Raw genomic sequence first — 17,806 nt, 5'->3', positions numbered from 1 at the left:
TATCTCGAACCGCCCCGGATTTCATCCGGGCTACGACGCTTGCTCCCCTCTCCCCGAAGGAGAGAGGGGATTGATCGCGTCCGCCTTTCGTTAAGTGAATTACGCGGTTTACCGCGCCTCAACGCAGCGGCGCGAGGAAGGTGCTCTTGGTGCTGACACGGCTGCCCGAGTCGGTCTGGTCACGTACCTCGAAGCGGACGGTTTGCGGCCCAGCGCCGTTGCTCGTGGCGGTCAGCGCGACGCTTACCGGCAGGTCGCGAATCTCGCCCGGTGCCAGGTTCAGCGTGCGCGGACCGTGCAGTTCGAAGTCGCCGGCATCGACCAGCTCGATGGCATAGCTGCGCGGTTGCTGGGTCTTGTTGATGATCTTGAGGCTGTAGATGTTCTCGATCTGGCCTAGTGCATTCTCGCGGAACAGGCCACGGTCACGGGTCACGTCCAGGGAGATCAGCGGGCGTTCGGCCAGCGCCCAGGCGAAGGCGCCGATCATCACCGCCAGCATCGCCGCGTAGCCGATCAGGCGAGGGCGCAGCCAGTGGGTCTTGCCGCCGGCCAGTTCGCGTCCCGAGCTGTAACGCACCAGACCACGGTCATAGCCGAGCTTGTCCATGACACTGTCGCAGGCGTCGATGCAGGCGCCGCAGCTAAGGCAGTCGAGTTGCAGGCCGTCGCGAATGTCGATGCCGGTGGGGCAGACCTGTACGCAGATCGTGCAGTCGATGCAGTCGCCCAGGCCTTCGGCCTTGTAGTCGGCGTCCTTGCGGCGCGGGCCACGGTTTTCGCCACGGGCAGCGTCGTAGGAGATGACCAGCGTATCGCTGTCGAACATCACGCTCTGGAAGCGTGAGTAGGGGCACATGTCGCGGCACACTTTTTCCCGCAGCCAGCCGGCGTTGATGTAGGTGGCAGCCGTGAAGAACAGCACCCAGAACGCCGTGGTGGCGCCGACTTCGAAGGTCGCCAGGTCCACCGTCAGTTCGCGCACCGGGGTGAAGTAGCCGACGAAGGCCAGGGCAGTGGCCAGGCTGACCGCCAGCCACAGGCCGTGCTTGGCGCTGCGCCGGGCCAGTTTCTGCAGCGACCAGGGCGCGGCATCGAGCTTGATGCGCTGGCCGCGGTCGCCTTCGGTGATGTGCTCGACACGCATGAACACCCAGGTCCAAACGCTCTGTGGGCAGGCGTAACCGCACCAGACGCGGCCCGCCAGCACGGTGATGAAGAACAGGCCGAAGGCGGCGATGATCAGGATCGCCGAGAGCAAAATGAAATCCTGTGGCCAGTAGGTTGCGCCAAAGATGTGGAACTGACGATTCTCCAGATCCCACAGTACGGCCTGGCGACCATTCCAGTCGATCCAGGCGGTGCCGAAGAACAGCAGGAACAGCAGGCCGGCACCGAGCAGGCGCAGGTTGCGAAAGCGCCCGGTGAAGCTGCGCGTATGGATCGGGCCGCCGGCCTGGGCCGGTGTCAGGCGGATGGGTTTGGCGGTATCGAGGCTCCGCACAGGGATCAGATCGGTCATTTAGTTGCCCTCATCAGGCGTTTATCAGGCTGGCGCCATGATCCGAGGGCAACTGATCGCGAAACAGACTCAGGTTTTCGATAAAAAAGCGGATCAGATGCGTGCGTCGAGCGCAGAGGGAACGGTCGTGCAGGACGCCAGGCCGCGCCGTTTCTGACGCCTTGAGCTTTGCCGCTGGCAAGGCAGCGGTCGCCCTGCGACATCGCGCCGCGCCAATCAGCGGGCTGTGGTGGTCGCTGTCGTACCTAGCTGATCCGCTTTTTTAAGGCTTTTCTGGCGCTGTTTTCAGTGCACGTTTGGCAGGCATAGTCGACGCCCCGTGATCAGGAGGCCTGCCGGCATGTACCAATACGACGATTATGACCGCGCGCTGGTGCGCGAGCGTGTCGCCCAGTTCCGCGACCAGGTACAGCGGCGCCTGGCCGGTAAACTGAGCGAGGAGGAGTTCCTGCCGCTGCGCTTGCAGAACGGCCTGTATCTGCAAAAGCATGCTTACATGCTGCGTGTGGCGATCCCCTACGGCACCCTGTCGGCCAAGCAGATGCGCGCACTGGCGCATATCGCCCGCGAGTACGACCGCGGTTACGGGCACTTCACCACGCGGCAGAACATCCAGTTCAACTGGGTCGACCTTGAGCGCGTGCCGGACATCCTCGACTGGCTGGCCGAGCACGACATGCACGCCATCCAGACCTCCGGTAACTGCGTGCGCAACATCACCACCGAAGCCTTTGCCGGCGTCGCCGCCGACGAGTACCTCGACCCACGCACACTGGCCGAGATCCTGCGCCAGTGGTCGACGGTCAACCCGGAATTCCTCTTTCTACCGCGCAAGTTCAAGATCGCCCTGTGCGCTGCCGAGCAGGATCGCGCGGCGATCCAGGTGCACGACATAGGCCTGCAGCTGTACCGCGACGAGGCCGGCGAGCTGCGCCTGCGCGTGTTGGTTGGCGGTGGTCTGGGACGCACGCCGATCATCGCCCAGCCCCTGCGTGAAGGCCTGCACTGGCAGGACTGCCTGTCCTACGTCGAGGCCATCCTGCGCGTGTACAACCGCCACGGCCGACGCGACAACAAGTACAAGGCGCGCATCAAGATTCTGGTCAAGGCCCTCGGCATCGAATCCTTCGCCGCCGAAGTGGAACGCGAGTGGCAACCGATCAAGGACGGCCCGGCACGCCTCACCGAGGACGAGTATCAGCGCGTCGCCGCGTCTTTCCACAAGCCGGCCTACACCGCGCAGGACGGCCTGGATCTCGACTTCGGCACCCAGCTGACGAGGGATCATGCCTTCGCTCGCTGGGTCTCGCGCAACGTCATGGCGCATCAGGTAGCGGGCTATGTCAGCGTGGTGTTGTCGACCAAGCCGGGCATCAGCGCGCCGCCCGGAGACGTCACGGCCGAGCAGATGGAGGCGCTGGCCGACTGGAGCGAGCGCTACGGGTTCGGCGAGATTCGCGTCGCTCACGAACAGAATCTGGTGCTGCCCGATGTTCGCAAGGCCGACCTCTACGCGCTATGGCGGGAGGCCGAGGCGGCGGGGCTGGGCACCGCCAACGCCGGGCTGCTGACCGATATCATCGCCTGCCCGGGTGGCGACTTCTGCGCCCTGGCCAACGCCAAGTCGATCCCCATCGCCCAGGCCATCCAGCAGCGTTTCGACGATCTCGACTACCTGCACGACCTGGGCGAGCTGAGCCTGAACATCTCCGGCTGCATGAACGCCTGCGGCCATCACCATATCGGCAACATCGGCATCCTCGGCGTCGACAAGAACGGCAGCGAGTGGTACCAGCTCACCCTCGGTGGCAGCCAGGGCCAACAGGCGGCGCTGGGCAAGGTGATCGGCCCGTCGTTCGCTGCCGAACAGGTGCCCGAGGTGATCGAGTGCCTCGTGCATACCTATGTCGACCACCGCGAGGAGGGTGAGGGCTTTCTCGACACCTTCCAGCGCATCGGCCTGGAGCCGTTCAAGGCGCGTGTCTACAGCCGCGAGGAGGTGGTATGAACAATCTGATCCGTCTGGTCGAGGGCCAGGCTTGCATCGTTGACGACGATCCCTGGCAGTTGCATGAGGCCGACCAAGGCGTGCCACTGATCCTGCCGCTGGCGGCCTGGCGTGAGCGGCAGCCCGTGGAGGTGCTGGAGGGTAGGGCGATGAGTGCCGACGGTCTGCTGCTGCAGGTCGACGACGAGCCGCAAGCGCTGCAGCCATTTCTTTCCAGCCTGCCGCTGATCGCCATCGACTTTCCCAGTTTCCGAGATGGCCGCGGCTACAGCCAGGCCTACCTGCTGCGCACCCGCCTGGGTTGGCGTGGCGAGTTGCGCGCCGTCGGCGATGTACTGCGCGACCAGCTGGCGCACATGCGCCAATGCGGCTTCGACGCCTTCGCCGTGCGCGCCGATAAATCGGTGGAAGATGCAATCAAGGGCCTGCAAGGGCTCAGTGTGTTGTATGGTCGGTCGGTTATCGAGCCGCGCCCGCTGTTCCGTCGTGGGCGCCAGAAGGAGGAATCGAGATCATGATGGTGCGTGGCCTGTTCTGGCTGGTAGTGCTGCAGTTGTTCGGCGTGGCCCTCAACCATTGGCTGTTGCCGATGTTGCCGGCCTCGATCATCGGCCTGCTGTTGCTTTCGCTCTGGCTGATGTGGCGCGGTGCCGTGCCGGAGCCGCTGCAGCAGGCCGCCGGCGGCTTGCTGCCTTACTTGCCGCTGCTGCTGGCCGTACCAGCCTCGGGGATCATGACCAGCAGTGATCTGTTGCTCGGCGAGTTGCCGGTGATTGTCACAGCGCTGGTGCTGTCGTTGCTGGCGACCGTGCCGTTCTGCGGCTGGCTGCTGCAGACCCTGATCCGCCGTCAGGAGCGCAAGTGATGACGCAATTCACTCACCACTCGCTGTTCGCCATCGCTCTGACGTTGGCCGCCTTTCTGATCGCCGCCTGGCTCTATCGCCGCAGCGGTTGGCTGGTGCTGCAGCCGGTGCTGGTGTCGGTGACGCTGATCGTCACCACGCTGCTGCTGTGTGGGGTCGACTACGCCACCTATCGTGCCGGTGCCGAGCCCGTCGCCTGGCTGCTGGGGCCGGCCACCGTAGCCCTGGCGGTGCCGCTGCAACACAACATCAAGCGCATCCGCCAGTTGTTCTGGCCGGTGCTGATCACCCTGACCGCCGGCGGCGTATTGTCGGTCGCGCTGACCCTGGCCATCGGCTGGGCACTGGGCGCCGACTGGAGCGTGGTGATGAGCCTGGCGCCGAAATTCGTGACCATGCCGATTGCCATGCCGGTGGCCGAGCAGATTGGCGGCGTCGCTTCGCTGGCCGCGGTGATGGTGATGCTCACCGGGGTGATCGGCACGGCCATGGGGCCGCTGCTGCTGCGCTGGGCCGGGGTGGAGCACCCGGCTGCGCGCGGCCTGAGCTACGGTATCAACGCCCACGCCATCGGCACTGCGCATGCCCTGCAGGAGGGCGAGGAGTGCGGCGCCTTCGCCGCCCTGGCGATGAGTCTGCTGGGCATCGGCACCGCCTTGCTGTTACCGCTGCTGCTGGCTTGAGCGTGCGGAATCCCGCCACCTGAACCACCCCTGACGCCGCGCGGTGGCGACAACTCGCCACCGCGGCGCGCGTTGAGTGCCGTTGCAGGCCAGTAAAACGCCGTTGAATCCTTTCAGCGGCACGCATATTGCTCTTGCCCGTGGCGCGATCGGAATACGCCCGCCAAGAGGCCTGGAACACCCTTCCTCCCGTCGCGCCGCTGACCAGCGGCTTGTCGCCCATCTGCGGCCCAAACGGCCGCTGCCCGAAACCTTGCCTGCACGGCTCTTGTCGTCGTGCGACGATACTGGACTGTCCCATGAAGAAAATCCTGCTGACGCTGCTTTGTCTCAGCGTAATCGGTTGCTCCAAACCCCGCGAGCCCGAGAAAACCGTCGACGTGCTGCTGATCGGCGCTGGCGTGATGAGCGCCACCCTCGGCACCTACCTCCACGAGCTGCAGCCGGACTGGAGCATCGAAATCTACGAGCGCCTCGACCGCGTCGCCGGCGAAAGCTCCAATGGCTGGAACAACGCCGGCACCGGCCACTCGGCGTTCTGCGAGATGAACTACACCCCGGAAACCGCTGACGGTGGCATCGACATCAGCAAGGCGGTGGCGATCAACGAGTCGTTCGAGATCTCCAAGCAGTTCTGGGCCACCCAGGTCGAGCGCGAGGTGCTGAGCAAGCCCAGGAGCTTCATCAACATCACCCCGCACATGAGCTTCGTCTGGGGCGATGACAACGTCGAATACCTGCGCAAGCGCCACGCGGCGATGCAGCACAGCAACCTGTTCCGCGGTATGGAGTTCACCGAGGATCATGCGCAGATCGCCCAGTGGGTACCGCTGATCATGCAGGGGCGCGACCCGCAGCAGAAGGTCGCTGCGACCCGTATGGCCATCGGCACCGACGTCAACTTCGGTGAGATCACCCGTCAGCTGATCGACGCGCTGATCGGCAAGGAGCAGGCCAGCCTGCATCTGGAGCATGAAGTCCGCGACCTGCAGCGCAACGACGACGGCACCTGGCGTGTGACCGTGGCCGACCTGGCCAAGGGCGGCGCCGAGCAGAGTATCAATGCACGCTTCGTGTTCATCGGCGCCGGTGGTGGCGCGCTCAAGCTGTTGCAGAAGTCCGGCATCGAAGAAGCCGATGGCTACGCCGGCTTCCCGGTTGGTGGCCAGTTCCTGATGACGCGCAACCCGGACCTCGTTGCCCAGCACCTGGCCAAGGTGTACGGCAAGGCGTCTGTCGGTTCGCCGCCGATGTCCGTGCCGCACCTGGACACCCGCGTGATCGACGGCGAGAACGTGCTGCTGTTCGGCCCGTTCGCCACCTTCTCCACCAAGTTCCTCAAGAATGGCTCGCTGCTCGACATGTTCAGCAGCATGACCACCGACAACTTCCTGCCGATGGTCAACGCCGGCATGGATAACTGGTCGCTGAGCACCTACCTGATGGGCCAGCTGATGCTCAGTCAGGAGGACCGCATGGCCTCGCTGCGCGAGTACTTCCCCGAGGCGCAGAACGCCGACTGGGAACTAATCACCGCCGGCCAGCGTGTGCAGATCATCAAGAAGGATGCCGAGAAGGGCGGCGTGCTGCAGTTCGGCACCGAGGTGGTGACCTCCGCCGACGGCAGCCTCAGTGCGCTGCTGGGCGCCTCGCCGGGTGCTTCCACCGCTGCGCCGATCATGCTGCACCTGATCGAGAAGGCCTTCGCCGAACAGGTGGCCACGCCCGAGTGGCAGGCGCGCCTGAAGGACATCATCCCGTCCTACGGGCAGAAGCTGAACGATGACCTGGCGCTGACCAACCGCATTCGTCAGTGGAGCAGCGAGCGTCTCGAACTGCAGCACATCGAAGTCGCGCCGGACGTGGAAATGGCCGCCGAGCCCGAGCCGAAGCCGGTGACGCTGTAAGGCTTAAAACGCTGTGAAGGAACCCGCCCTGCGTGATGCGCACGGCGGGTTTTTTATTGGGCGGCCGTTCGTATTTCGTGGCGAGTAGCCCGGATGAATCCGGGGACTGTCCGCATTGATGGCCAGACTGATCGCGGCTGAAGCCGCTCCTACAGGTATTCACCCGTACCGTAGGAGCGGCTTCAGCCGCGATGATCCATCCATGCTTCGCAGCATGGATGAAATCCGGGGGCCGCTCGAGCGTCAGAAAAGCTATCGCGGCTAAAGCCCCTCCCACAGATTCCGCCGTGCCTGTGGGAGGGGCTTTAGCCGCGACTGGACATGGCCTGGCTCCCCGGATTGCATCCGGGCTACGTTCATTCCGTCAGCGTCATCAGAATATCGGCATACCAGGTGCAGTTCAGACCCAGGGCTTCGTCCTGTTCCTCGTCGCGGTCGCCGAGCAGGCGGGTGGAGTGAATGCCGAGCAGGTGCCAGGGCAGCTCGCCATCGACGCTGGCGCGCTTGACCACCGGCGCGCCGCTGATGCCGCGGTGGGTGCGGCCGTCGGTGAGGAAGTAGCCGAGCCCCTGGAAGCGCAGGCCGAAGGAGGAGGCCAGGCCGGCATGGCGCGCCACCGGCATGCGGTGCAGGTTGTCCTGAAAGCCCAGCGGGAAGCCCACCACCAATAGGGTAGAGCCGATTTCCGCATGCTCGTCGGCCTGCAGCAGGTGCTGCTCACTGAAGGCCTGGTAAACGCTGCCCGGCGGTAACGCGGAACGATCCAGCTCGATCACCGCCACGTCGATCTCGCCGGCACCATCGATGCCCTGGCGCCACAGGCGCCGCTCGCCGTCGTACAGGGCGATGGTGAAATTCGCCGTGCTGGCTAGGTTACCAGGGTCGGTGTGCAGCTCGATCTGCAGGGCGTCAGGGCGATGACCGCTGGGCTCGTCGAGCGCCACATGGCGACTGGTGACCAGGAACAGCCGGTTGTCGCGCCGGAAGAAGAAACCGCTGGCGTTGGTCAATATCTGCCCGGCCGCCAGGGTGGAGATGCGCGTCGCGCTGAGCATCAGGGAATCGATCATGGCCAAGGCCTCCTGCCGGTCTGTGGCCTAGTGCTGACCACGAAACACGGCAGGGGTTCGGCCCGCAAGGGGCGCTGCCTGGACGGCTCCACGCGAGCTTCAAGGCGCTGCCGGTTCGTCCTCGTTGCGATCCAGCGCCACTTGGCGGATCGACAGGCGAATCTCCGCCGGCAGCACGCGCTTGGCAGCGCCTTCGGCCAGTTCGCTTAGCAGCGGATGATGGCTGAGCTTGCCGGCTTCGTCCTGGCGCAGCACGCCCTGGTCCAACAGGCTCTGGATGAAGTTACGGAACAGGCTCTTGTCGAAGAACTCCGGCGCATTCAGACCATGCAGGATCGACAGGCGCTGGGCCATCACCGTGCACAGGTTCTCTAGTTCCTCGGCGCTGATCGCGTTCTGCCCAGCATTGAGCAAAAGGGCAATAGCCATGTAGAAGCGCTGCAGGGTCTGCGCCACCGAGCGCGACAGCAGGGTCAGCAGCACGAACTGGCGCGAGCTGGGCGCCGGGCGCACGTACACGTCGCCTTCGACCTTGAGCAGGCCCTGCTCGACGAACGCCGCCAGCCACTGGTCGATCACGCCTTCGAGCTCACTTTGCTCCCAGCGGATGAACAGTTCTGCCTGTAGGTACGGATACAGCGCGCCGGCGTAGCGCAGAATCTGCTCGCGGCTGATCCGTGCGCTGCTCTGGAAGAAGCTCGCCAGCAGCGCCGGCAAGGCGAAGATGTGCAGAACGTTATTGCGGTAGTAGGTCATCAGGACGGCGTTCTGCTCGTCCAGATAGAGAATCTTGCCCAGCGCATCCTTCTGCTCGGCCAGCAGGTCCATGCCCTTGACGTGCTCGATCAGCGCCGCGCCGTCGCCATCCGGCAAGGTGGTATGCGGCGAGTAGGGCACTGCTCGCAGCAATGCCAGGTAGAGGTCGAGCACACGGGCCAGGGCGCGGTCGTCCAGGGCCAGCTTGCTGGTGGACAGCAGCGCCAGGGCCACCAGGTTGACCGGGTTGATCGATGCTGCCTCATTGAGGTGGCGTGCCACACGCTCGCCCAGGCGGTTGGTGGTGTCGCTCAGCCAGGCCGGGCGGTACTGCGGGCCCAGATCCTGCTGGCGCCAGCCGGGCTGCTGCTGGTCGAGGAACTCGGCCAGCTTGATCGGCTCGCCGAAGTTCACCGAGACCTGGCCGAAGCGCTGCTTGAGCGCGCCGAGCACCTTGAACAGGTCGAAGATCGACTCCTTCTTCTTGCTCGCGCCGCGCAGTTCGCCCAGGTAGGTACGACCCTCCAGCACGCGCTCGTAACCGATGTATACCGGCACGAAGACGATGGGCAGGCGGTGGCTGCGCAGGAAGCTGCGCAGGGTGATGGCCAGCATGCCGGTCTTCGGCTGCAGCATGCGCCCGGTGCGCGAGCGCCCGCCCTCGACGAAGTACTCCACCGGGAAGCCCTTGCTGAACAGGGTGTGCAGGTATTCGTTGAATACCGCGGTGTACAGCGGGTTGCCCTTGAAGGTGCGGCGCATGAAGAAGGCACCGCCACGGCGCAGCAGGCCGCCGATCACCGGCATGTTGAGGTTGATGCCGGCGGCGATGTGCGGCGGCGTCAGGCCGTTGCGAAACAGCAGGTAGGACAGCAGCAGGTAGTCGATGTGGCTGCGGTGGCAGGGCACGTAGATCACCTCGTGGCCCTGGGCGATGTCGCGCACGCCTTCGACGTTGTGCACCTTGATGCCGTCGTAGATCTTGTTCCAGAACCAGGAGAGCACCAGTTCGAGGAAGCGAATCACCGTGTAGGTGTAGTCCGAGGCGATCTCGTTGCCATAGCGCAGCGCCTGGGCTTCGGCTTTTTCTAGGCTGATCTTTTCGCGCTCGGCTTCCTCGGCAATCGCCTGGCGCACCATCGGGTCGTGCACCAGGCCCTTGACCAGATTGCGTCGGTGCGACACGTCCGGGCCGATCACCGCCGCCTTCTGGTTGCGGAAGTGCACACGCAGGATGCGGTGCACCATGCGCAGGGTGCGCTCCTGGCCCTTGTCCTGCTCGACCAGCTCGCGCAGGTGAATCGGCGTGGAGAACTGCACGCGGGTCTTGCGTCCGAGAATCAGGATGCTGACCAGCCGGCGCAGGCGCCCGGTGACGGCCCAACTGTCGGCGAACAGCAGCTTCCAGGCGCTGGTCTCGCGGTCCGGCGACTGCCCCCAGAACACGCTGACCGGCACGATCTGCGCGTCGTCCACGGCATGCTGGCTGAGGGCAGTGACTACGCGATCGAGGGTCGGCGAGATGCCACGCTTGTCCTGGCGGCCGAACCAGTCCGGCTCCGGCGTCAGGTAGAAGAACGCCGCCGGTTCCATGTGCTCGCCGACCGCCACCGGCAGTACCGGGCGTGGCAGACCGGCCTTGGTGCATTCGCGGTCGACCACCGCCAGGTCGCTCACCGACGGCTGCTGCAGCACGTAGAACACCGGCTTGCTGCGGTCGAGCTTGAGAGTGAAGGCAGACTGGTTGATGGTTTCCGAGCGTACCCAGAGGTACAGCAGGCGGCGCAGCGCGCTGAAGGCCATGCGGCGGAAAGGGGAGCGGGTCATACGGACTCTTGAGCAATTAAACGAGCGGGTGCTCGGGAAGGGCGCTAGTGTGCCGCAAGCCCGTCTGGCCGGCAAAAAACTATCGCGTCCGGACGGTCAGTCCAGCCAGCATGCCCGCGGCGTATGACGGAAAAACACTCGACGGCTCAGCCCCCGTTGATCAACAGAACTGCAAACCGTGTCTCGGGTTCCCGAACGGAATGCTTAGTCAGATTGGGCCGATGCATGGATCGCATTCTGGCTATGTGGTTGCGCTTGGAGAGTTGGTAGGAGCGAGCTCTGCTCGCGAAGCTTTTGTGCTTGGATTCGCGAGCAGAGCTCGCTCCTACTGTCCTTATCGGGTGGGCTTCAGGCGGCACCCTTACGCCAGCTTCATCACCACCACGCCAGCGGCGATCACCACGCAGGCCAGCAGGCGAATCGGCCGCAGCGTTTCCTTGAGCAGTACCATGCCCAGCAATACGGCGAACACCACGCTGGTCTCGCGCAAGGCAGAGACCAGTGCGACCGGCGCCTGGGTCATGGCCCAGATGACGATGGTGTAGGCGGCCATCGACATCGCGCCGCCGGCCAGTCCGCCGCGCCAGTGCGGGCCCAGTTGGAGAAAGGCACGTGGCCCGCGGGCGATGGCCAATACCGCAGCCATCACCACGCCGTTGACCGTGAACAGCCACAGCGAATAGCTCAGCGCATCGCCATTGTCGCGCGCGCCCATGGCATCGCTGAGGGTGTAGCCGGCGATGAACAGCGCCGTCATCAACGCACAGAACAGCATCGCCCCCTGTGGCGCTTGCTGATGACCACCGCGCAGGGCCATCAGCCAGATGCCCATTACCAAGACCAGCAGGCCTAGCAGTTGCAGGGAGCTGAGCCCGTCGTGCAAGAGCAGCAGCGAGAGCAGGGCGACCATCAGTGGCGAGCTGCCCCGCGCAATGGGGTAGACCTGGCCCAGGTCACCATATTGGTAGGCGCGAGCGAGGAAGAAGTTGTAGCCGATGTGCAGCAGCGCTGACAGCGCGATCCATGGCCAGGCCGATACCTGCGGCAGTGCTACCAGTGGCAACGCGCACAGCGCCACCAGGCCGGCGCCGATCTGAATCAGGGTAGCGCTGAGGAAGCGGTCGAGGCCGATCTTCAGCAGGGCGTTCCAGCCGGCATGCAGGGCGGCGGCGGCGATGACGGCGAGAAAGACCGTGGTGTCCAAGAAAAGCCTCTGGCGCAGAAATTAAGCGGTGCTGGGTGAAACGTAGCAGCATCGCTGACGACTGTGACAGCAAGAGGACTGCTGGTTTTTACAGGCCGCGTCGACGCAAGCGAATGTGCGTCGGCCGCGTCGCATCAAGCGATAGCCTGTCGCCGTGTACTCAGCAGATAGAGCAGGGTGAACACGATAACCAGCACGTCCAGAACCACCGCCGCAGTAGCCTTGGCCAAATACGCCTGACCATGAACGATTAGCAGCGACACGAAGACGGCCTTGCTCAGCGCTGCAATCACGGCGCACAGCGTCCGGTGTTCTGCGTTCAATGCGCCATGGATCAACAGTACGCCCATCAGCCCGACCAGCGCCGACCAGCTGCGAATAACAAGAGATTGCAATGGCCCGTCGAAGGAGGCGCCGAACATCGATTGCAGCGCCTCTTGTGGCGCAAACAGACCGTAGAACATGGTGGCGGTAAGAACGCCGGACACCAGCATCAGCCATTTGAAGTGGCGTGCGATATAACCCATGGTGGTTCCGTCCTGTGGGGAGCGAGCGGGTGGAGCATAGCCTTGAAACGAAGGCATCACCTGAGATGAAGTTCCCATCGCGACATCGCATTTCAGCCGTTACCTGGCCCGCCCATCACGCTTGAATATCTCGTCGACGCCAGTTGCTCCAGGGGCCTGACCAGCAGGCCCGCTCATGTTTCGCTGAAGTCGAAATAGAGGATGTTTCGGGGCGCGCTCAGCAGGTCAGTGCACGGTGCTCATGCTCTGATGAAGCTTGGCCAGGTCGCTCCAGTCGCGGTCCTCGTAGAAATTGATCTCGATGGGGTAGACCGGGTGATCGCTCAGCGCCTCGTTGACGTTGGCCATGAACGCTTCGCGGTCGGCGATGTAATAGACGAACTCCTTCAGGCCGTTGCCGGTTGCCGTGTAGGCATCCAGATAGAGCGTGCCACTGCCGCCTATGGTCTCCAGCCCGTCTTCGAGCCGAATCATCTCCTTGTTGATCTGCGCCGACGGCAAACCGTTGTTTTCCGATGCCTCGTACTTCCAGGAAATGACCGTCAGCCAGGGCATCTTTTGCTGGATGTCCAAGGGCGGAGCGTCGGCGACGAATTTATAGATGATCGGTTTGCCTTCTACCGTTGCCTTGGCGACTGACCAGATGCGTTCTGTGGATTCCATGGAAGATGCTCCCGCTAGTAAAAACAACAGAAAGACGGCGATTCACATGATGTTCGTTCATACCCTTGAAGTGAAGCCTGTGCACGACCTCCCGAGCCGGTTCGCTATAGATATTTGCGCGTCATATCCAGTTTCTTGTGGCAATCCACTGTTTGCTTATCCTGTTCCCCCAGCTGTCTGGTGAAGATGGCACAGGCGATCTGCAGATGGTCGTTGGCCTGCCGGTACTGTCTGGCCAGGATCAGCGCCCAACCCATGTTGCCATTGGCGATGCCGATATTGAGATGTTCGGCCGGATAGTGCAGCTCGTCCACCTCCAGCGCTGTTCGAAGTGATTCGAGCCCTTTCTGGAACTGGCCGTCGAACATGTAGGCCTGGCCGAGGTACGTCCAGCGGCCGCCGAGGTAGGGATCATCAGGATCAAGGTTCTGGTCGATATCCAGTGCGGTCTGGAAGTAGGCAATCGACGCCGCGTAGTCCTGATTTTCCAGCAGGCGTATGCCGATCTCGTGGCTCAGAAGGGCGAGCGATTGCTTGTGCAGGTAATCGTCGGTTCTTTCCTGGTTGTAGCGCTCGATCATCCTGCCCAGCGCCTCTTCGGCCGAGGCCCAGAGGGGCAGCAGGCAGACCAGAACCAATAGCATTGCACGCATGCATCATCCTTTTGCATCGCCAAACGACCAGGCCGCGGCAGGGGCGACCGTAAAACGAGGTTGCCGGTAGAACCTATTCGATTTCCAAGGGCACTGTCCATGCCGACCCGGCGCAGTGCTGCAGACCTCGCTGTCGCCTCAAGATGTGGATTTCTCCAAACACGAATTCCTTATTCGTGACGGCAAGGGGAAGAAGGAACGCGTCACCATGCTGCAGTGCTTACCGCAACGGCGCCATATAAGACAACGATTGCGTTTGCCGAAATGTCCGGTTTTTCGCAATGCCGAAAGGCAGCGGCATGTTCAGTGGCAGGCGAAGAAAATTACGCGATCTACAGGCTAAAAACCGACAAAAAACGCTCTGAACAGCGCATCTGGCTGCGAAAAGAGTGGGCTCTAAAAAGTCCTTTTCAGTCACAATTCATGCTTTATACTCGGCCTTCGGCTCAAGCAAGAACGCGAATCGCTTTACCTGCTCCATGCTCGATTGCCGGGAGTGGCGAACGCTGAGGGAACGTTTTTACCGAGCCGTCAAAGCGCCTTCGGGGACAATAAAAACATAGCGAGTTTGGAGAAGTTGGTAATGGCAGATCGTGAGACCGGAACCGTCAAATGGTTCAATGATTCCAAGGGTTACGGGTTCATTCAACGCGAAAGCGGCGCGGATGTATTCGTTCACTACCGCGCCATCCGTGGTGATGGTCACCGTACTCTGGTCGAGGGCCAGAAGGTCGAGTTCGGCGTGACCCAGGGCCAGAAAGGCCTGCAGGCGGAAGACGTCTCCGCGCTCTGAGCTCCAGACTCCAACGAGAGGCCCGTCGATGACGGGCCTCTTCGTTTGTGCCTTTCATCCGCGGGCTGACTTCCAGCCCGTTATCAGCATTTCCTTCGGCGCGAGGACTCAGCCCGGCAGCAGTCCGTGCGCATCGGTTATCGGCCGGATCACCCGGCACGGATTTCCGGCGGCGAGAACGCCCGGCGGAATCGAGCGATTCACCACGCTGCCGGCACCGATCACGCTGTCGTCGCCAATCGTCACGCCCGGCAGAATCGATACGTCAGCCCCTATCCAGACGTTATTGCCGATGTTCACCGGCTTCGCGTACTCCAGCCCGGCATTGCGCCGCTGGGCATCCAGTGGGTGCCCGGCGGTGTAGATGCCGACGTTGGGGGCGATGAACACGTTGTCGCCCACGGTCACGCTGGCGCAATCGAGGATCACTAGGTTGACGTTGGCGTAGAAGTGCCTGCCGATGCGGATGTTGTGGCCATAGTCGCAATGGAAGGGGCCTTCGATGACGAAGCCTTCGCCAATGCTGGCGATGATCGCCCGCAGTTGTGTCTCGCGGCTGTGCACCTCGCTCGGGCAGGTGGCGTTCAGCTTGAACAACTTGATCTTGGCGCGCAGCCGCTGTGCGAGCAGTTCGGGGTCGTGATTGGCATCGTAGAGCAGGCCGGCTGCGGCCTTCTGGGCTTCGTTCATGGACGTCGCTCCGATCGAGGTTTTTTGCCAGGGCTTCAGCTTCGACCGGCTGACGTCGGGAAAGTGGCAGCTGCCGGGTTAGGGGCAGCCGCCCTGCTCGGCAGAGATACGGCGAACCCCGAGACGCCTGGTGGTAGGGTCAAATGATATTGCAGACCTGGCGTTGCAATTGAACCGGTTGCCCTGGGTGGCCTTGCGTTCAGTCCGTGCGCCAGATGATCTCGCTTTCGCCGTCGGCATCGACCTTGATCCAGCGGTCGGCTTCTTCGTCGCTCTCGTCTTCCACCCAGGTGCCAGGGGCGCAGCGCACCTGTACGCCGAGCGCGGCATGGGCGGCGCGGGCGCAGGCCAGGTCGTCGGCCCAGGGTGTAGCGTCGCTTTCCAGGTACAGGCTGTGCCATTTGCCCACGGCTTTCGGCAGCCAGGTCACCGGCACGTCGCCCGCCTGGCATTTGAAGGTCTGGCCCTTCTGCTGCCAGGCGCTGCACGGGCCGAGGGCTTCACCCAGCCATTGCGCCACGGCGTCGCGTTCGGCGTCTTTGAGGTAGATCTCGATGTCCGGTTGGCGCATTGGGTTCATTCCTGAGTTTTGACGATCCAATCGTAGCGGATGGCGACGGTAACTTCGAAGGGCTCGGCGATCACCGCTTCGCGGCGTTCGGCGCTGGCGCGCCAGCCGTGCGGGGTCATGGCCAGCAGGTCGGCGCGGGCCTGAGCCTCGGTCAGGTGCAGCGGGAACTGCAGGGTTTCGCTATGCGCCAGGTGCATGCCGGGCGGGATCAGCGCCAGGTGCTTCTCGTCGTCGTAGTCGCGCACCTCGTCATACAGCTTCTGCCGTAGTTCCATCAGGTGCACGCGGGTCGGGCCCATGCGCAGCAGGCCGCCGCCGGGGGCGAGCAGGCGCTTGGCCTCGCTCCAGTCCAGGGGGCTGAACACGCTGGCGAGCAGCTCGCAACCGGCATCGGCCAATGGTACGCGGGCCATGCTCGCCACCAGCCAACTCAGTTGCGGCGCGCGTTTGCAGGCGCGTTTGACCGCCTCGCGGGAGATGTCCAGGGCGTAGCCGTCTGCCGCCGGCAGGGCGCTGGCGATCTGCTCGGTGTAGTAGCCCTCGCCGCAGCCGATATCCAGCCAGCGTGCGGGCTGGTATTCGGCCGCCAGTGCTGCCAGGCGCGCGGCCAGCGGCGCATAGTGATCACCGTCGAGAAAACGTCGGCGCGCCTCGACCATGGCGGCGTTGTCGCCGGGGTCACGGCTGTTCTTGTGCTGCACCGGCAGCAGGTTGTAGTAGCCCTGCCGGGCGCGGTCGAAGCTGTGGCGGTTTTCGCAGGCCAGGCCGTTGCCGCTGTGCTCGAGCGGCGTCTGGCAGAGGGGGCAGATCAGGCTCATGCCAGCAGTTTCACCATCGTCTGGTAGTAGACCTCGGTCAGCAGGTCGAGGTCGCTGGCCAGTACGCGTTCGTTGATCTGGTGGATGGTGGCGTTAACCGGGCCAAGTTCGACCACCTGGGTGCCCAGAGTGGCGATGAAGCGACCGTCGGAGGTGCCGCCGCTGGTCGACGGCGTGGTCTCGCGGCCGGTGACGCCTTTAATGCTGGCAGCCACGGCATCGAGCAGTTCGCCCGGTTGGGTGAGGAAGGGCAGGCCGGACAGCGCCCACTCCAGGTGGTAATCCAGGCCGTGTTTGTCGAGGATGGCGGTAACGCGCTGCTGCAGGCCCTCGACGGTGGATTCGGTAGAGAAGCGGAAGTTGAACACCGCCTTCAGTTCGCCGGGGATGACGTTGGTAGCGCCTGTGCCGGAGTTGAGGTTGGAGACCTGAAAACTGGTCGGCGGGAAGTAATCGTTGCCATGATCCCAGTGCTCGGCGGCCAGTTCAGCCAGTGCCGGAGAAGCGAGATGAATGGGGTTCTTCGCCAGATGCGGGTAGGCCACGTGACCTTGCTTGCCGTACACGGTGAGGGTGCAGCCGAGCGAGCCCCGACGGCCGTTCTTCACCACGTCACCGAGCAGGGTGGTGCTCGACGGTTCGCCAACGATGCACCAGTCCAGGCGCTCGCCCCGTTCGCGCAGGCGCTCGACCACCGCCTTGGTGCCGTGCTGGGCCGGGCCTTCTTCGTCGCTGGTGATCAGGAAGGTGATGGCGCCCTTGTGGTTCGGATAGTCGGCGACGAAGCGCTCCACGGCGATGATCATGCTCGCCAGGCTGCCCTTCATATCCGCTGCGCCACGGCCGCAGAGCATGCCCTCTTCATCGACGCGTACGTCGAACGGCTGGTACTGCCAGGCGTCCAGCGGGCCGGTGGGCACCACGTCGGTGTGGCCGGCGAAGCACAGTACCGGGCCGTCGCCACCGCGCCTGGCCCAGAAATTCTCCACCTCTTCGATGCGCATGGGCTCGACTTCGAAGCCACAAGCGGCCAGGCGGCGCATCATCAGTTCCTGGCAGCCTTCGTCGACCGGGGTCACGGATGGGCGACGAATCAGGTCGAAGGCGAGTTCCAGGGTCGGGGAGAGGGTGGCGGTCATTACGGCTCCGGTACGGCGGCTGGCGTGAAGGTCGGCCATCTTAAAGCAAAAGTCGTTACCGATCAGGTCATCAGGCGCGCCGCGTGGCGCATTGGCTTTCATGCCGCCTG

17 protein-coding genes are annotated in these 17,806 nt (G+C 63.7%); 6 read left to right on the top strand and 11 right to left on the bottom strand.

Going from position 1 to position 17,806, the window contains the following annotated elements:
* Positions 1 to 118: 118 nt before the first annotated feature.
* Positions 119 to 1,522, bottom strand: coding sequence for a cytochrome c oxidase accessory protein CcoG (gene ccoG, locus B2U07_RS12950; RefSeq protein ID WP_275547363.1), 1,404 nt, complete (start codon positions 1,520 to 1,522; stop codon positions 119 to 121).
* 340 nt (positions 1,523 to 1,862) lie between these two features.
* On the opposite strand from ccoG, the gene B2U07_RS12945 reads away from it, so the two are divergent.
* The 5 genes from B2U07_RS12945 to B2U07_RS12925 all read left to right on the top strand — a co-directional run bounded on the left by B2U07_RS12945 (position 1,863) and on the right by B2U07_RS12925 (position 6,985).
* The gene (locus B2U07_RS12945) at positions 1,863 to 3,530 is read left to right on the top strand and encodes a nitrite/sulfite reductase (protein ID WP_275547362.1); all 1,668 of its coding nucleotides are present in this window, start codon (positions 1,863 to 1,865) and stop codon (positions 3,528 to 3,530) included.
* Positions 3,527 to 4,048: a DUF934 domain-containing protein gene (locus B2U07_RS12940; RefSeq protein WP_275547361.1), complete on the top strand. Its 522-nt coding sequence runs from the start codon at positions 3,527 to 3,529 to the stop codon at positions 4,046 to 4,048. Before B2U07_RS12945 ends, B2U07_RS12940 begins: the two co-directional genes overlap by 4 nt.
* A complete protein-coding gene (locus tag B2U07_RS12935; RefSeq protein WP_275547360.1) occupies positions 4,045 to 4,395 on the top strand; it encodes a CidA/LrgA family protein in 351 nt (116 codons plus the stop codon). The genes B2U07_RS12940 and B2U07_RS12935 overlap by 4 nt, the downstream gene beginning before the upstream one ends.
* Complete coding sequence (locus tag B2U07_RS12930) at positions 4,395 to 5,078, top strand: LrgB family protein (protein WP_275547359.1); 684 nt, start codon at positions 4,395 to 4,397, stop codon at positions 5,076 to 5,078. Before B2U07_RS12935 ends, B2U07_RS12930 begins: the two co-directional genes overlap by 1 nt.
* Positions 5,079 to 5,377: 299 nt before the next feature.
* Entirely contained in the window at positions 5,378 to 6,985 is a 1,608-nt protein-coding gene (locus B2U07_RS12925) for a malate:quinone oxidoreductase (RefSeq protein ID WP_275547358.1), read from the top strand.
* A 356-nt stretch (positions 6,986 to 7,341) separates the two neighbouring features.
* Here the strand turns inward: B2U07_RS12925 and B2U07_RS12920 are convergent, their stop codons facing one another.
* The 6 genes from B2U07_RS12920 to B2U07_RS12895 all read right to left on the bottom strand — a co-directional run bounded on the left by B2U07_RS12920 (position 7,342) and on the right by B2U07_RS12895 (position 13,685).
* Positions 7,342 to 8,055 carry a trypsin-like peptidase domain-containing protein gene (locus B2U07_RS12920; protein WP_275547357.1) on the bottom strand — a complete coding sequence of 238 codons (714 nt, stop codon included), beginning with the start codon at positions 8,053 to 8,055 and terminating at the stop codon, positions 7,342 to 7,344.
* Between the two features lie 99 nt (positions 8,056 to 8,154).
* Entirely contained in the window at positions 8,155 to 10,638 is a 2,484-nt protein-coding gene (plsB, locus tag B2U07_RS12915; protein ID WP_275547356.1) for a glycerol-3-phosphate 1-O-acyltransferase PlsB, read from the bottom strand.
* Positions 10,639 to 10,999: 361 nt separating this feature from the next.
* Positions 11,000 to 11,842 (bottom strand): EamA family transporter, encoded by an 843-nt coding sequence (locus B2U07_RS12910; protein WP_197857819.1) that lies wholly within the window; start codon positions 11,840 to 11,842, stop codon positions 11,000 to 11,002.
* Positions 11,843 to 11,976: 134 nt separating this feature from the next.
* Positions 11,977 to 12,369, bottom strand: coding sequence for a hypothetical protein (locus B2U07_RS12905; protein WP_197857820.1), 393 nt, complete (start codon positions 12,367 to 12,369; stop codon positions 11,977 to 11,979).
* 225 nt (positions 12,370 to 12,594) lie between these two features.
* A complete protein-coding gene (locus B2U07_RS12900; protein WP_197857821.1) occupies positions 12,595 to 13,032 on the bottom strand; it encodes a DUF695 domain-containing protein in 438 nt (145 codons plus the stop codon).
* A gap of 104 nt (positions 13,033 to 13,136) precedes the next feature.
* Complete coding sequence (locus B2U07_RS12895) at positions 13,137 to 13,685, bottom strand: tetratricopeptide repeat protein (RefSeq protein WP_275547355.1); 549 nt, start codon at positions 13,683 to 13,685, stop codon at positions 13,137 to 13,139.
* A 583-nt stretch (positions 13,686 to 14,268) separates the two neighbouring features.
* Here B2U07_RS12895 and B2U07_RS12890 point away from each other — a divergent pair.
* Positions 14,269 to 14,478: a cold-shock protein gene (locus B2U07_RS12890; protein WP_197857822.1), complete on the top strand. Its 210-nt coding sequence runs from the start codon at positions 14,269 to 14,271 to the stop codon at positions 14,476 to 14,478.
* 108 nt (positions 14,479 to 14,586) lie between these two features.
* On the opposite strand, the gene B2U07_RS12885 is transcribed toward B2U07_RS12890, so the two are convergent.
* From B2U07_RS12885 to dapE, 4 genes are all read right to left on the bottom strand, one after another.
* Complete coding sequence (locus tag B2U07_RS12885; protein WP_275547354.1) at positions 14,587 to 15,168, bottom strand: sugar O-acetyltransferase; 582 nt, start codon at positions 15,166 to 15,168, stop codon at positions 14,587 to 14,589.
* A gap of 199 nt (positions 15,169 to 15,367) precedes the next feature.
* Entirely contained in the window at positions 15,368 to 15,739 is a 372-nt protein-coding gene (locus B2U07_RS12880; protein WP_275547353.1) for a hypothetical protein, read from the bottom strand.
* Positions 15,740 to 15,744: 5 nt separating this feature from the next.
* On the bottom strand, positions 15,745 to 16,557 hold the full coding sequence (locus B2U07_RS12875) for a putative RNA methyltransferase (RefSeq protein WP_275547352.1): 813 nt from the start codon (positions 16,555 to 16,557) through the stop codon (positions 15,745 to 15,747).
* Positions 16,554 to 17,696: a succinyl-diaminopimelate desuccinylase gene (gene dapE, locus B2U07_RS12870; protein ID WP_275547351.1), complete on the bottom strand. Its 1,143-nt coding sequence runs from the start codon at positions 17,694 to 17,696 to the stop codon at positions 16,554 to 16,556. Before dapE ends, B2U07_RS12875 begins: the two co-directional genes overlap by 4 nt.
* Positions 17,697 to 17,806 lie beyond the last annotated feature (110 nt).

It is taken from the genome of Pseudomonas sp. UBA7530 (assembly GCF_002479365.1).
Lineage (GTDB): Bacteria > Pseudomonadota > Gammaproteobacteria > Pseudomonadales > Pseudomonadaceae > Aquipseudomonas.
Note: the sequence above shows the minus strand (reverse complement) of the source record. Positions and strands in the feature narration are given on the sequence as shown.